Origin of the sequence: Blastococcus aggregatus (assembly GCF_900221005.1) — a bacterium.
Classification (GTDB): domain Bacteria; phylum Actinomycetota; class Actinomycetes; order Mycobacteriales; family Geodermatophilaceae; genus Blastococcus; species Blastococcus aggregatus.
The window spans coordinates 483,246-496,221 of record NZ_OBQI01000001.1 but is presented as its reverse complement, the minus strand read 5'-3'; the positions used below and the strand labels follow the sequence as shown (position 1 = coordinate 496,221).

The window sequence follows — 12,976 nt, the reverse complement described above, 5'->3', positions numbered from 1 at the left end:
GCGCGGCTCCCCGCTCAGGCGCCGCGCGGGGCGAGCGGGCTGGACCCGACCGCCTGCTCCTCGAGCTTCTCCAGCCGGTTGCGCAGCATCCGGAGGTAGTCCGCACGGGCCTTCGTGGCCTCCTCGTAGGCGACCAGGTCGGCGACCGTGCTGAGCGCGTACCCGCGGAGCCGGCCGCGGAGCTGGGCGATGGAGAAGCTGTCGTACCCGTCGATCGGGGCCTCGGGCGACGCGCCGGCCGCCTCGGGAGCTGCTGCGTCGTCCACGGCCGCGCCGGCCGCGATGGGCGCCTCGTCCGCGGTGGCGCCGTCGCCGGTCACGCCCGTGGCCGCGGCGATCGGCCCGTCACCGCGAGCGATCTCGGTGCCGTCGTCGGTGCTGTCGGTGTAGTCGTCGGGGACCGGGGCGGCGACGCCCTCGTCGGTCACCGCGGCGTCCACGGTGGTGATCGCGCTGCCGTCGGCGGTCAGGACGTCCACCGAGGTGGGGATGTCGTCGATGTCCGCCGCGCCGGCGACGGGCAGCTCGACCGCGGTGTCCTCGGGAGCGGTGAGCTCGGTGTCCGACGCGCCGCCGGCGACGGCGGGCGCGGTCTCCTCGAGCGTGGGAGCGGCCTCGATCGCCTCGTCGATGGCCAGCTCCTCGAGGATCTCCTCGGTGGCCGGCGCCTCCTCGAGGGAGGTCTCGACGGAGGTCTGCGCGCCCACGACGTCGGGCACCTCGTCGGGGACGACGTCGGCGCGGTCGAACGCCGAGCCGCGGAAGCCCTCGGCCGGGGCGGCGTCGCCGTCGTCGTCGAAGGTGGCCAGGCCCGGCTCGGCCTCGCCGCGGATCCCGGTGAACAGCTCGTCGCCCCGGGCGACGAGCCCGGCGTACTGCTGCTGCACCTTCATGGCGTGCTGCATCGCCATGCCGATGACGCGCACCGGGAGGCCGGGAAGGGTCTCGGGGAGCTTGCGTGCTTCGTCGACGACGGTCGCAGCCAGGCCGGCAGCGGCGCGGACAACCTCAGGGATCTCACGGGCCATGGGCACACCTTGCCCCAGGAATCGGAGCTCGACACCCCCGCCGGCACGCCGGTGCCCGTCCGGATGGTGTTCTCGGCCACGCTCAGCGGCCTCGGCAGGGGCCCGGGCCCACGTACGCTGGGTGCATGGCAGATCAGCGCGGACGTGTCCTGCTGGCCGATCCCCGGGGTTACTGCGCCGGCGTCGACCGGGCGGTGGTGGCGGTCGAGCGCGCCCTGGAGATCCACGGCGCCCCCGTCTACGTGCGGAAGCAGATCGTCCACAACAAGCACGTCGTGGCCACTCTGGAGCGGCGCGGGGCGATCTTCGTCGAGGAGACCGACGAGGTGCCCGAGGGCTCGGTCGTCGTCTTCAGCGCCCACGGGGTGTCCCCGGCGGTGCACGAGCAGGCGGCCGACCGGCAGCTGCGCACCATCGACGCCACCTGCCCGCTGGTGACCAAGGTGCACCAGGAGGCCAAGCGCTTCGCCCGCGACGACTTCGACATCCTGCTGATCGGCCACCGCGGGCACGAGGAGGTCGAGGGCACCGCCGGTGAGGCGCCGGCCCACATCCAGCTCGTCGACGGCGCCGACGACGTCGCCAACGTGCAGGTCCGCGATCCGGAGAAGGTCGTCTGGCTCTCGCAGACCACCCTCTCGGTGGACGAGACGCTCGCGACGGTCGACCAGCTGAAGAACCGCTTCCCCGGTCTGCAGTCCCCGCCCAGCGACGACATCTGCTACGCCACGCAGAACCGTCAGCAGGCGGTGAAGCAGATGGCCGCGGAGTGCGACCTGGTGCTCGTCGTCGGCTCCACCAACTCGTCCAACTCGGTGCGCCTCGTGGAGGTGGCCCTCGAGGCCGGCTCGCGGGCGTCCTACCTGGTCGACTACGCCGCCGAGATCGACGAGGCGTGGCTCGACGGCGTCGGCACGGTCGGCGTCACCAGCGGCGCGTCGGTGCCGGAGATCCTCGTCAGCGAGGTGCTGGACTGGCTGGCCGCCCGCGGCTACGCCGACGTGTCGACGGTCAAGGCCGCCGAGGAGCGCCTCGTCTTCGCGCTGCCGCACGAGCTGCGGCGGGCCGAGAAGGCACAGGCCACCGGCGACTGAGCACCCGGAACCGAGGAAGAGCCCGTCACCGGACCACCGGTGACGGGCTCTTCTGCGTCCGGGTCAGCGGCGGGCGATCAGCCGGCCGGTCGCGAGGACGAGTGCCACGGCGGTCGCCATGGCCATCGTCGGGAACCCGCGGATCAGCAGCGTGGCGACGGTCGGCAGGCTGAAGGTGGCCGAGGGGGCCAGCCCGATGTTCAGGGCCGCCACGGCGATGAACACCAGCGGGGGCGCGACGACGACGGAGACCAGGTCGCGGCGGCGCACCGCGAGCGTCGCGACGGTGGTCGAGGCGAGCAGGGCGATCAGCGTGATGCTGCCGAGGCCGACGCCGACGAAGGAATCGATGCCGGCCCCGGCGAGGGTCACGAGGAAGACGCCGAGCACCGCGACCGCACCGCGGATGCGGCCACCGGTCGCCGGCACGGTCTGCGCGCGACTCCGCGTCGCCGCCGCGCGACCGTCGACCGGGCGCGCTCCCGCCGGGCGGGCGGTGGACGGCCGCGATCCCGCGGGACCGCGGTCGGCCGGGCGCAGCGAGTCCCGGCGCGGCGGAACCGGCCGGCTCTCGACGGGGCGCCCGCGCGGTGGGACCGGCGGGCGACCGGGACGTGCGCTGCGGTCGGGGTTCATGGCACGTTCCTCACGGGGCATGCGTGACCCGGTGAACGATCGGTCGGGGGAGCCCCCGCCCTGCCGCCATGCATCGGCCGTACTCGCCGTGGCCATGGCGCACCTCCGTTCCACCGCGGTCGGGCCCGGACGGCCGTCCCTCGATGGTCACGGTAGCGAGCGGAATCGCAACTGCGGCGGACGTCGGGCCCGAGTCGCCGGCTCGACCGTGTCGACTCGGCGACATCGCGTGAGACGTGTGCGTGCAGTGTTCCGTGGGGTCCGGGTGACGTCCGTGGCGTGCCGGCAGGTGCCGGCCGCGGAGGTCAGCCGTGCGTCCCGTCCCGCCCGCTGTCGTCGTGCCGGCGTCCGGCGTCGAACCGGTCCTCGCCGTCGAGGACGACGGCGTCGGTGCCGTCGGTCGGCTCCGGACGCAGGGTGCGCACCGTCGCCTCCAGCGGCTCAGGGGTGGGTACCGGCTGCTCGGCGACGCCCAGGTCGTCGAACCGGCGGGCGGCGGTCAGCACCGAGCGCTCGTACGAGCCGACCGTCTCGTTGAACCGGGTCATCGTCGTCCCGAGGGCCGAGCCCAGCCGGGTGAGGTGCCCGGACAGCGTGCTCAGCCGGGCGTGCAGCCGGCGGCCCACCTCGAGCACCTGGTCGGCGTCGCGGGCCAGCCGCTCCTGCCGCCAGGAGTAGGCGACGGTGCGCAGCAGTGCCAGCAGGGTGCTCGGCGTCGCGATCACGACGTCCCGCGCGAAGCCGTGCTCGAGCAGGCCGGGCTCGGCCTCGAGCGCGGTGATCAGGAAGCCGTCGGAGGGGACGAACAGCACGGTGAAGGGGGCGGCCGGCCGGAAGGCGGTCGGGTAGCGCCGGGCGGCGAGCGCGTCCACGTGCGTCCGCAGCTGGCGGGCGTGCATCGCGATCCGCTGGTCCCGGACCGCCTGGTCGGTGGCCTGGACCGCCTCGATGTAGCCGGTGAAGGGCACCTTCGCGTCGACCACGACCTGGCGGCCGTCGGCCAGGGTGACGACGAGGTCGGGGCGCACGCCGGCGCCCTCGTCGTTGGTGCCGGAGGGCTGCTCGACGAAGTCGCAGTGCTCGAGCAGACCGGCCAGCTCGACGACCCGGCGGAGCTGCACCTCGCCCCACCGGCCGCGGACGTGCGGGGTGCGCAGCGCCGTCACCAGTGCCGCGGTCTCCTGCTGCAGCTGGGCGGAGGTGAGGCCGACGGTGCCCATCTGCTCGCGGAGCTCGCCGTGGGCCGTGGCGCGGGCCCGCTCGATGCCGGCCAGCAGCCGGTGCAGGTGGTCGAGCGACTCGTGCACCGGCTCGAGGCCGGTGTCGGTGGGGCGGCGGCGGGCGAGCAGGGCGACTCCGCCGAGGGTGACGGCGGTGGCCAGCAGCGCACCGAGGAGGAGCCCGAGCAGCAGGGAAGCGGCGTCCATGCCCGCGAGGCTGCCCGAAGGGTCCGACAGAACCGGTCAGGCGGCGGCGACCGGCGCGTGCCGCGCCTCGTGGTCCAGGAGCTGCCGCTTGACCGCCGTGCCCCAGCGGAAGCCGCCCAGGCCGCCGCTGGAGCCGAGCACGCGGTGGCACGGCACGAACAGCGCCGCGGCGTTCCGCGCGCAGGCGTTGGCCGCGGCGCGCACCGCCGTCGGCCGCCCGCACCGGGCGGCGAAGGAGGCGTAGGTGTCCGGCTCGCCCGGGGGGACGGTGCGCAGGACGTCCCACGCGTCCTCGAGGAACGGGCCGGAGCGCTGGCGCACCGGGACGGCATCGATGGCGGCCATCTCGCCGGCGAAGAAGGCCTCGACCGCGTCCAGCACCGGGAGCTCGGCGGAGTGCTCGACCCAGGTGGGCCGGAGCGACCGGTGCACCACGGCGAGCAGGTGCGCGACGTCGTCGGTCCAGCCGCTGGCCAGCACCACCCCCCGGTCGTCGGGGCCGTCGGTGATCACGACGGTGAACGGTCCGGGTGGCGTCGCCACGGTCGCGTAGCGGGCGGGAGGAGGGGTCATGAGGCGCTCCGTTCCGAGAGGGCCGGCACGGGAGCCGGCGGGAGTGGGCTCCGCGCGGGTGGGGTCGGGCGGGTGAAGAGGGACGGTGCGGCGAGCGCCCACAGGTGCATCACCGCGTAGGAACGCCACGGGCGCCAGCGTCCTGCGGCCTCGGCGTCGGTGCTGCCGAGGGTCGCCAGCGAGCGTCGCAACGCCAGGTCGCCGGGCAACCACACATCGGGGTCGGCCAGACCGCGCAGGGCGACCAGCGCGGCCGTCCAGGGCCCGACGCCGCGCACGGCCAGCAGCGCGCGCCCCGCCTCGTCGCGGTCGGCGCCCGGGTCGAGCGCGACCGCGCCGTCGGCCAGCGCGGCCGCCAGGGCGTGCACGGCGGCGCGCCGCGCGCCGGTCAGGCCGACGGTGCTCAGGTCGGCCGCCGCGAGCGCGTCCGGCCGGGGGAAGGCGTGGGTGAGCGTGCCGGCCGGTGTGGCCAGCGGCACGCCGGCCGCGGGCAGCAACCGGGCGGTGAGCGTGCGCGCTCCGGCCACCGACACCTGCTGCCCGAGCACCGCGCGGATCGCGAGCTCCGGGCCGTCCGGGGAGCCCGGCACCCGGCGTCCCGGCGCCGCGGCCACCAGGTCGGCCAGGGCGGGGTCGTCCCCCAGCACGGCGTCGACGGCGGCGGGGTCCGCGTCCAGGTCCAGCATCCGCCGGCACCGGCTCACCGCCGTCCCCAGGTCGCGCAGCTCGGCGAGCTGCAGTCGCGCGACGACGGCGGCGCTGCCGTCCGCCGCGGGGGAGAGGCGGACGACGCCGGGCCCGTGCGGCAGGTCGAGCACGCGGGAGAAGGTGCGGCCGTCCCACTCCTCGAGCCCCGGGACGGCGTGCGCGCCGAGGAAGAGCAGCACCTCGGCCGCGTCGTACGGCGCGCGGGCGGCCAGCCGGAGGGTCAGCTCCCCGGGGGTGGTGGCGCCGGGGGCCGGAGCGGGCCGGCGGCGCAGCTCCGTGGGCGTGGCCGCGAAGACCTCCCGGACCGTGTCGTTGAACTGGCGGATGCTGGCGAACCCAGCGGCGAAGGCGACGTCGGCCATCGGCAGCGGACTGGTCTCGATCAGCAGCCGGGCGGTGTGCGCGCGCTGCGCCCGCGCCAGCGCGAGCGGGCCGACACCGAGCTCGCCGACGACGAGCCGGTGCAGCTGGCGCTCGGAGTAGCCCAGCCGCCGCGCCAGCCCGGGGACGCCGGAGCGCTCCACCTCGCCGTCGGCGATCAGCCGCATGGCGCGGGCGACGACGTCGGCGCGCACGTCCCACTCGGGCGACCCGGGCACCGCGTCGGGCCGGCAGCGGCGGCAGGCGCGGTATCCGGCCGCCTGGGCGCCGGCCGCCGTGCTGAAGAAGGAGACGTTGGCGGACTTCGGCGTGCGTGCGGGGCAGGAGGGCCGGCAGTAGATGCCGGTGGTGCGCACCGCGGTGAAGAACCAGCCGTCGAACCGCGCGTCGCGGCCGACGACCGCCCGGTAGCGGTGCTCGTGGTCCGTCGGCGTGGTCACGGCTCCGAGCATGACAGCCCGCGCCGCGGCGGACCGGCGGTTTTCGGACACCGCCGTCGCAGGGTGGCCGCTGCGATCAGGCCCGGTCGAAGCGGACCGGGTGGCGTGCCTGGTCCCTCGGGCTCGTCGGCATGTCGTCCTCGCTGTCAAGAGCCGCCGTGAGGGTGTGGACAGGCGTCTGACCTGGGGAAACAGGTGGTGCGATGGTTCCCGCAGCGGTACTATTCGTACATGTGTTCGAGTGGTTGTGAGACGCCGAGGGAGTGCCTGACCGGCGCTCTGCGTGCGCTCGCCAGTGAGGACCTGAAGTCCTCGTTCGGGCCGGCGGTGATGGCCCGCACCGGTGCGCTGGTGACGGCCCGCAACCGGCTGGATGCCGAAGTCGCGCGCACCGTCCGCGAGGGTGAGCTGACCCAGGCGGCCGAGCACGACGGCAAGGCGACGATGGCGTCCTGGCTGCGCGGGCACCACCGGTTGTCGAAGGCTGAGGCGGGCCGGCTGGTGCGCAACGGCCGCACCCTGGAGCGGCTACCGATGCTGGCGGCCGCGGCCTCGGCGGGTGCGGTGAGCGCGGAGGTGGTGTCGGTGCTCGCGCCGGTGGTGTCGGAGGTGAACCTGGCCCGCGCCGAAGCGCAGGGCGTGGACATGGCAGCGATCGACGTCCTGCTGACCGAGGTCGCGGTGACCGCTTCGCATGCCGACCTCCGGCAGGCGGTCGGGCACTACCTGGCCCGGCTGGACCCCGACGGCACCGAACCCGACCCCACCGAGCAGCGGTCGCTGTCGTTCACCACGCACACCGACGGGACGGTGTCCTTCCACGGGACGCTGGATGCGGTGGGTGGGGAGAAGTTTCAGGCCGCGGTCGAGTCGATCCAGCAGGCCTCCCGCCCGGCCGGCGACACCCGCAGCCGGGCCCGGCGAGCCGGTGACGCGCTCGTGCAGCTCTGCGACAACGCCCTCGCTTCAGGGGCGTTGCCGATCCTCCGCGGTCACAAGCCTCAGGTGCTCGTGACCATCGATCTCGAGGACCTCATGGACACCTCGACCGGCGCCGGGGCCGCCCGGACCGGATTCGGCGGGATCATCTCCGCCGCGAAAGCCCGCTGGCTGGCGTGCGACGGCAACGTCACCCGCATCGTCATCGGCCCCGAGGGCCAACCCCTGGACTTCGGCCAGACCAAACGGCTGTTCCCCCCGCACCTGCGGCGGGCCATCGAGGTGCGCGACCGGCACTGCGTCTTCGCCGGCTGTGACGCGCCGTCCTACTGGTGCGACGTCCACCACGTCATCCACTGGATCGACGGCGGCGAGACCTGCCTGGACAACGGCGCCCTCCTCTGCGAGCGGCACCACACGAAGGTCCACCACGGCTTCCGGATAGAACGGCAACCGGACGGACGATGGCGCACCTGGCGCCCCGACGGCACCGAGATCCTCATCGGCGAACCGTTCCTGATCAGCGCCTGACTCCTCGGACCCTGCGTCCGCTTCTCAGCGTTCGACCTACCCGAGTTCGACTCCGAGCCGACCCTGCCGTGGCACCGGTATGCCGCCCGGCAGGGCCGGCTCGGAGTCGTGCGCGGGGCGCGGTGCGGGCACGGCCGGGCGGCCGAAGTGCCACCCCTGCCCGTAGTCGACCCCGAGCGTGCGCAGCACGGCGGCCTCCTCGGCGGTCTCGACGCCCTCGGCCACGACGCCGGCGCCGAGCCCGCCGGCGAAGTCCACCAGCGACCGGATGAGGATGCTCCGGACGGCATCGGTGTCCACGCCGGCCACCAGGCTGCGGTCGATCTTGATGACGTCGGGGGAGGTCACGACGATGTGGCGGAGCGAGGAGAAGCCGGCGCCGACGTCGTCGATGGCCAGCCGCAGACCCGCGGCGCGGAACGGTGCGAGCACCGCCAAGAGCTGGTCGTAGTCGTCCACCGGGTCGTGCTCGGAGAGCTCGAGCAGCACGCGGTCGACGGGGAGCTGGGCGAGCAGCTCGGCGCAGGCCGGCGTCAGCAGGGTGCCGGGGGAGACGTTCATGGCGACGTAGCCGTCCACGCCGTCGAGGTGGTCGGCCGCGCGGCGCAGGGCCAGGATCTCCAGCTCATCGCCCCGGCCGACGCTGTGCGCCTCCGCGAAGACGACATCGGGGGTCTGCTCCCACTCGACGGGGAAGCGGCTGAGCGCCTCGGACCCCACGCGGACGCCGGTCGCCAGGTCGACGATCGGTTGCAGCGCCACCACCGGGCCGCCGTCGGCGGTGATCGGCGCGAGCCGTCGCTCGATGCCGCTGCGCCGCTCCGCCTCCTTGACCTGCGGCTCGATGATCACCGAGGCGGCCGAGGCGAGGACGTCCATCAGCGCCTTGTCGCGCTTGGTGAGGTCCTTGTCCGAGGTGAGCCCCGCGGCGCAGAACGTGCCGTACAGCGTGCCGTCCGAGAGCGTGACGGGCACCGACACGTAGCTGCGGATCCGCGGCATCCGCGCCGCCGGAAGCGTCATCGCCGCCGGGAAGTCCTTGAGGTTCGGGATCACGGCCGGGAGCTTCTTGTCCAGGATCGCCTGGCAGAGGGTGGTCTCCTGCACCTGCGTCACGCCCTCCTGGAAGAGGAAGGGGACCGACGACTCCACGACCTCGAGGTGCTGGGTGGTGCCGTCGAGCCGGGAGAGGAACGCCACGGACAGGCGCAGCGACTTCTTCGCCGTCCGGAGCAGCTCGGCGATCTGCTGCTCGGCATCGGTGCGGTTCCTGCCCACGATGGGTTCCTCTCGACTGGTCAGGACAGTCGTCGGCCGATCGGGGTCGGAACTGGAGGGGCAGCTCCTCCGGAGGGGGCACGTAACCTGAACTCCCGTGAGCCTCACCATCGGGATCGTCGGCCTGCCCAACGTCGGCAAGTCGACCCTCTTCAACGCCCTGACCAAGAACGACGTGCTCGCGGCGAACTACCCGTTCGCGACGATCGAGCCGAACGTCGGCGTGGTGGGCGTGCCCGACCCGCGGCTGGAGAAGCTGGCCGAGATCTTCGGGTCGCAGAAGATCATCCCGGCGACGGTGTCCTTCGTGGACATCGCCGGCATCGTGCGCGGCGCCAGCGAGGGGGCGGGCCTCGGCAACAAGTTCCTCGCCAACATCCGCGAGAGCGACGCGATCTGCCAGGTGATCCGGGTGTTCACCGACCCCGACGTCGTGCATGTCGAGGGCAAGGTCGACCCGGCCGACGACATCGAGACGATCAACACCGAGCTCGTGCTGGCCGACATGCAGACGCTGGAGAAGGCGGTCCCGCGGCTGGAGAAGGAGTCGCGCAAGGACAAGGACCGCAAGGTCCTGCACGACGCCGCGGTCGCCGCCCAGGAGGTGCTGAACGAGGGGAAGACCCTCTTCGCCGCCGGGGTCGACCCCGAGCCGCTGCGCGAGCTGAGCCTGCTCACCACCAAGCCGTTCCTGTACGTCTTCAACGTCGACGCCGACGAGCTGGCCAACTCGGCGCAGCTGGACGAGCTGCGGGCACTGGTCGCGCCGGCCGAGGCGATCTTCCTGGACGCGCAGACCGAGTCCGAGCTGATCGAGCTGCCGGCCGACGAGGCCGCGGAGCTGCTGGAGTCGATCGGGCAGAACGAGCCCGGTCTCGACCAGCTCGCGAAGGTCGGCTTCCGCACCCTCGGGCTGCAGACCTACCTGACCGCGGGCCCGAAGGAGGCGCGCGCCTGGACCATCCCGGTCGGCGCCACCGCTCCGCAGGCCGCCGGCGTCATCCACACCGACTTCCAGCGCGGCTTCATCAAGGCCGAGATCGTCTCCTTCGACCAGCTGGTCGAGGCCGGCTCCATGGCGGAGGCCAAGTCCAAGGGCTGGGTCCGCATGGAGGGCAAGGAGTACGTCATGGCCGACGGCGACGTCGTGGAGTTCCGCTTCAACGTGTAGATCGGCATAAGACCGCAGGTCAGCGGCTTGTCGATCCCTCCCAATCCACACTCAGTCCACAAGAATCTGCGAGCAAGGCCTGCGCGGCGGTCCGTGTGCGGTCCTCGGCGCTCGGCCACAGGTGGCTGTACGTGTTCAGCGTCGTGGTGGCGGAGGCGTGCCCGAGGGCCCGCTGCACGGTGACGACGTCGCAGCCGGCCGCGATCAGGCCCGAGGCGTAGAAGTGCCGGAGGTCGTGCAGTCGAAGCCCCGCGATGCCGGCGGCCGCGGTGCTGGTGCGCCAGCGGTAGCCGACAGTGTTCTGGTGCGGGGGCTGTCCCGCTTCTCCGGTGAAGAGCCATCCACCACCCGGGCAGAACGCGGCGACATGCGCCGCCAGGATGTCGACAAGCCCTGGGGCGAGGAAGACGACCCGCTCGCTTCCGTACTTGGGCGGCCGCAACTCGACCCGGCCCGCGCCGCCTCGCTGCACCTGGCGGGTGACTGTGAGCGTGCGCCGCAGGAAGTCGATGTCCTCGACCTGGACGGCGGCGGCCTCGCCGAGCCGCAGGCCGGCGAACGCGCAGAGCGCGACGAACGGGCGGAAGGCGTCGTCGGCGGCCTGGAGGACGCCGCCGACCTGGGCCGCGGTGGGCAGGGTCATCGCGGCTGCCGCCCGGCGGCGCCGGGGGAGCGCGACGCCGACGCTCGGATCACTAGCCATCAGCTTGTCGGCGACGGCGCCGCGGAGAACGCCGCGCACGTTGTTCACCCGCGTGTGCACGGTTCCGGGGGCAAGACCTCGGTTGACCATCCCCTTGACCCAGCCCTCGACATGCGAGCGACGTAGCGACCGCAGCGGGACGTCGGCGAACGGCACCGAACCGGCCGCGAGGTTCATCGCGAGGACCGTCCCCGGTGCCCACACCTGTCGGCTGGACCAGGCCGCGTAGAACTCGGCGAACGTCGTGCGGCCGGCGCCCGGGTCGACGTAGGTGCCCCGGACGATGTGGGCGGTCTGCTCGGTCAGCCAGCGCTGCGCGTCCCGCTTGAGCGCGAACCCCTTCATGATTTGGCGGCCAGATGGATCTCGGAATTGCGGGCGGTAGCGCAGCCCCTTGCCGTCCAGCTCCGTGGGCACCAGCCGGCCGGTGGCCGGGTCCCTGCGGCGCCATCGGTCCTGGATGCTCGCCATGGCTCCGCCCTTCAATCCCGATGGAACCCCACCGGCAACCGACGCGACCGAACGTAGTCCGATGGCCTGACACTGCGCTCGTGCCCCGACGTCGTCCGCGGAGTTCGCCCGCGCGCCGCGCCCGGCCCGGCGGGCATCCGGTCAGCTTGACGTGACCCCGGGAAGCAGAGTGAAGGTCGCGACGTGAGCGGGGCGGACGACCGTGAAATGGCGCCGGTCGAAGGTGGCGATCCGATCGATGCGCAGGCGCTCGGCGATGGCGACGAGCGAGGCGTCGGTTCCGCCGAGACGCAGGTCCGCGTACCGCTCAACCAGGTCGGCCACGCGTGCGACGTCGGCAGTGGTCAACTCTGCCAGTTCTAGCCCGCCGGGCCGGATGTCGCGGAGGAACCGGACCTCGGCGCCGGGTCCACCCCACTCGTTGAGGAGATAACAGACCTCCGCCAGCACGGTGGGTGGAACCAGCAGCGGCTCGTCGAGGGTCTCGAGCAGTCGCGCCGCGGCGACGTGGTTGGTGTCGGCGGTCCGGGCAGCGGCGACGAGGACGTTTGTGTCGACGAGAATCACTCGCGGCCGAAGCCTCCCTGCAGGTATTCGTCAGTGCGGCTGGACAGATCCGCGGGACCACCGCGCACCGAGCCGATGAAGTCGAGCCTCGCGCGCATGGGCTGGGCAGCGTCGTCGCCGCTTGATTGCTCCGGCTCCTCGTCCGCGCGCACAACATGCAGACGGTGACCGGGCCGCACGCCGTGACGGCGCAGCTCGGCGAGCAGCTCGGCTGCATCCTCGGGGACCGTCAGGTCCCAGCCATCGACGGAACTCATGATCACAGGGTATCGGGATACTCGGACGACGAGCCTTGATCGCGCTGGAGCCGCTCCCTCCGCGAAAGTATGCCGGCAGTGTTGGGTCGCCGGAAGGGCGCTGCGCGGCCCTCCGGGCTGGGCCTTCGGCCCACCCTTCCCCCGACCCACCCCAACCGGCCAGGCAGCGGTTATGGGGAGCTGGCCGGGATGTGTCCGGCTGTCGCACTCCGGCAGTCCCGTTTTGGGGTCCCGCTACCGGGACTATCAAGTGATGACGCGTTCGGCCGGGCCCGCGTCGAGTAGCCGTCGCGCATCTGCGGCCTCAGCCTCTCCCAGTACCCCCTGGGGAGGGCTTAGAAGGGCACCATGGGCGTGTCGGGCGAACGACACGCGGGTTGCTGTACTCAGCGTTTTCGCAGGTCAGTCCACAGCGGCTCGTGCGTCATCGGCGTGTCGTCAAAATCGGCCATTGACGTGCTAACTGTCTGTCCCTAACTTCCTCCGCAGGCAGTGCTTCCGGCACTGTCACGATTAGGAAGGGGCCGGTCATGACGGTTACTGACGATCGCATTTCGACAAACATCAGCAGGTATGTCGAACAGCAGGCGCTGGCTATGCCGCTCGTCATGCTGATCCACGAGGACGACGCGGTGGAAACCGCCGATTCCGGTGTGGCCACCGTCGGTGGAAACATCAGTCGGTACGTGCAGCAGCAGGAGCTGGCTATGCCACTCGTCATGCTGATCCACGAGGACGACGCGATCTGATGAATGCGGTCGGGATTGGAGCT

At 72.8% G+C, this 12,976-nt stretch carries 13 protein-coding genes; 4 read left to right on the top strand and 9 right to left on the bottom strand.

Translation table 11 applies throughout. From position 1 onward, the window contains the following. Positions 1-14: 14 nt before the first annotated feature. A complete protein-coding gene (locus tag CRP29_RS02510) occupies positions 15-1,028 on the bottom strand; it encodes a hypothetical protein (protein WP_097193465.1) in 1,014 nt (337 codons plus the stop codon). A gap of 125 nt (positions 1,029-1,153) precedes the next feature. On the opposite strand from CRP29_RS02510, the gene CRP29_RS02505 reads away from it, so the two are divergent. Next, positions 1,154-2,122: a 4-hydroxy-3-methylbut-2-enyl diphosphate reductase gene (locus tag CRP29_RS02505; RefSeq protein WP_097193464.1), complete on the top strand. Its 969-nt coding sequence runs from the start codon at positions 1,154-1,156 to the stop codon at positions 2,120-2,122. A 63-nt stretch (positions 2,123-2,185) separates the two neighbouring features. On the opposite strand, the gene CRP29_RS22360 is transcribed toward CRP29_RS02505, so the two are convergent. The 4 genes from CRP29_RS22360 to CRP29_RS02485 all read right to left on the bottom strand — a co-directional run bounded on the left by CRP29_RS22360 (position 2,186) and on the right by CRP29_RS02485 (position 6,287). After that, positions 2,186-2,551: a DUF6542 domain-containing protein gene (locus CRP29_RS22360; protein ID WP_141437030.1), complete on the bottom strand. Its 366-nt coding sequence runs from the start codon at positions 2,549-2,551 to the stop codon at positions 2,186-2,188. Positions 2,552-3,063: 512 nt separating this feature from the next. Beyond that, positions 3,064-4,185, bottom strand: a complete 1,122-nt coding sequence (locus tag CRP29_RS02495) for a DNA recombination protein RmuC (RefSeq protein WP_245852336.1) — start codon at positions 4,183-4,185, stop codon at positions 3,064-3,066. A gap of 36 nt (positions 4,186-4,221) precedes the next feature. Beyond that, positions 4,222-4,758, bottom strand: coding sequence for a methylated-DNA--[protein]-cysteine S-methyltransferase (locus CRP29_RS02490; protein ID WP_097193462.1), 537 nt, complete (start codon positions 4,756-4,758; stop codon positions 4,222-4,224). After that, entirely contained in the window at positions 4,755-6,287 is a 1,533-nt protein-coding gene (locus CRP29_RS02485) for an AlkA N-terminal domain-containing protein (RefSeq protein WP_245852333.1), read from the bottom strand. Before CRP29_RS02485 ends, CRP29_RS02490 begins: the two co-directional genes overlap by 4 nt. A gap of 231 nt (positions 6,288-6,518) precedes the next feature. On the opposite strand from CRP29_RS02485, the gene CRP29_RS02480 reads away from it, so the two are divergent. Further along, a complete protein-coding gene (locus CRP29_RS02480; RefSeq protein WP_097193460.1) occupies positions 6,519-7,757 on the top strand; it encodes an HNH endonuclease signature motif containing protein in 1,239 nt (412 codons plus the stop codon). Positions 7,758-7,793: 36 nt separating this feature from the next. On the opposite strand, the gene CRP29_RS02475 is transcribed toward CRP29_RS02480, so the two are convergent. After that, complete coding sequence (locus CRP29_RS02475) at positions 7,794-9,035, bottom strand: sensor domain-containing phosphodiesterase (protein WP_097193459.1); 1,242 nt, start codon at positions 9,033-9,035, stop codon at positions 7,794-7,796. Positions 9,036-9,132: 97 nt separating this feature from the next. Between CRP29_RS02475 and ychF the strand changes: the two genes are divergently transcribed. Next, positions 9,133-10,206: a redox-regulated ATPase YchF gene (ychF, locus tag CRP29_RS02470; protein ID WP_097193458.1), complete on the top strand. Its 1,074-nt coding sequence runs from the start codon at positions 9,133-9,135 to the stop codon at positions 10,204-10,206. A 19-nt stretch (positions 10,207-10,225) separates the two neighbouring features. Here ychF and CRP29_RS02465 read toward each other — a convergent pair whose 3' ends face one another. The 3 genes from CRP29_RS02465 to CRP29_RS02455 all read right to left on the bottom strand — a co-directional run bounded on the left by CRP29_RS02465 (position 10,226) and on the right by CRP29_RS02455 (position 12,204). Then, positions 10,226-11,380: a tyrosine-type recombinase/integrase gene (locus CRP29_RS02465; protein WP_097193457.1), complete on the bottom strand. Its 1,155-nt coding sequence runs from the start codon at positions 11,378-11,380 to the stop codon at positions 10,226-10,228. A gap of 141 nt (positions 11,381-11,521) precedes the next feature. Then, complete coding sequence (locus CRP29_RS02460) at positions 11,522-11,947, bottom strand: type II toxin-antitoxin system VapC family toxin (RefSeq protein WP_097193456.1); 426 nt, start codon at positions 11,945-11,947, stop codon at positions 11,522-11,524. After that, the gene (locus CRP29_RS02455) at positions 11,944-12,204 is read right to left on the bottom strand and encodes a hypothetical protein (protein WP_141437029.1); all 261 of its coding nucleotides are present in this window, start codon (positions 12,202-12,204) and stop codon (positions 11,944-11,946) included. Before CRP29_RS02455 ends, CRP29_RS02460 begins: the two co-directional genes overlap by 4 nt. Positions 12,205-12,734: 530 nt before the next feature. Between CRP29_RS02455 and CRP29_RS02450 the strand changes: the two genes are divergently transcribed. Beyond that, on the top strand, positions 12,735-12,953 hold the full coding sequence (locus CRP29_RS02450; protein ID WP_097193454.1) for a hypothetical protein: 219 nt from the start codon (positions 12,735-12,737) through the stop codon (positions 12,951-12,953). Positions 12,954-12,976 lie beyond the last annotated feature (23 nt).

Coding starts and splice junctions, on each gene's coding strand:
- CRP29_RS02455 (WP_141437029.1), bottom strand. CDS start 12,204: ATGAGTTCCGTCGATGGCTGGGACCTGACGGTCCCCGAGGATGCAGCC.
- CRP29_RS02510 (WP_097193465.1), bottom strand. CDS start 1,028: ATGGCCCGTGAGATCCCTGAGGTTGTCCGCGCCGCTGCCGGCCTGGCT.
- CRP29_RS02450 (WP_097193454.1), top strand. CDS start 12,735: ATGACGGTTACTGACGATCGCATTTCGACAAACATCAGCAGGTATGTC.
- CRP29_RS02465 (WP_097193457.1), bottom strand. CDS start 11,380: ATGGCGAGCATCCAGGACCGATGGCGCCGCAGGGACCCGGCCACCGGC.
- CRP29_RS02495 (WP_245852336.1), bottom strand. CDS start 4,185: ATGGACGCCGCTTCCCTGCTGCTCGGGCTCCTCCTCGGTGCGCTGCTG.
- CRP29_RS02505 (WP_097193464.1), top strand. CDS start 1,154: ATGGCAGATCAGCGCGGACGTGTCCTGCTGGCCGATCCCCGGGGTTAC.
- CRP29_RS02490 (WP_097193462.1), bottom strand. CDS start 4,758: ATGACCCCTCCTCCCGCCCGCTACGCGACCGTGGCGACGCCACCCGGA.
- CRP29_RS02480 (WP_097193460.1), top strand. CDS start 6,519: ATGTGTTCGAGTGGTTGTGAGACGCCGAGGGAGTGCCTGACCGGCGCT.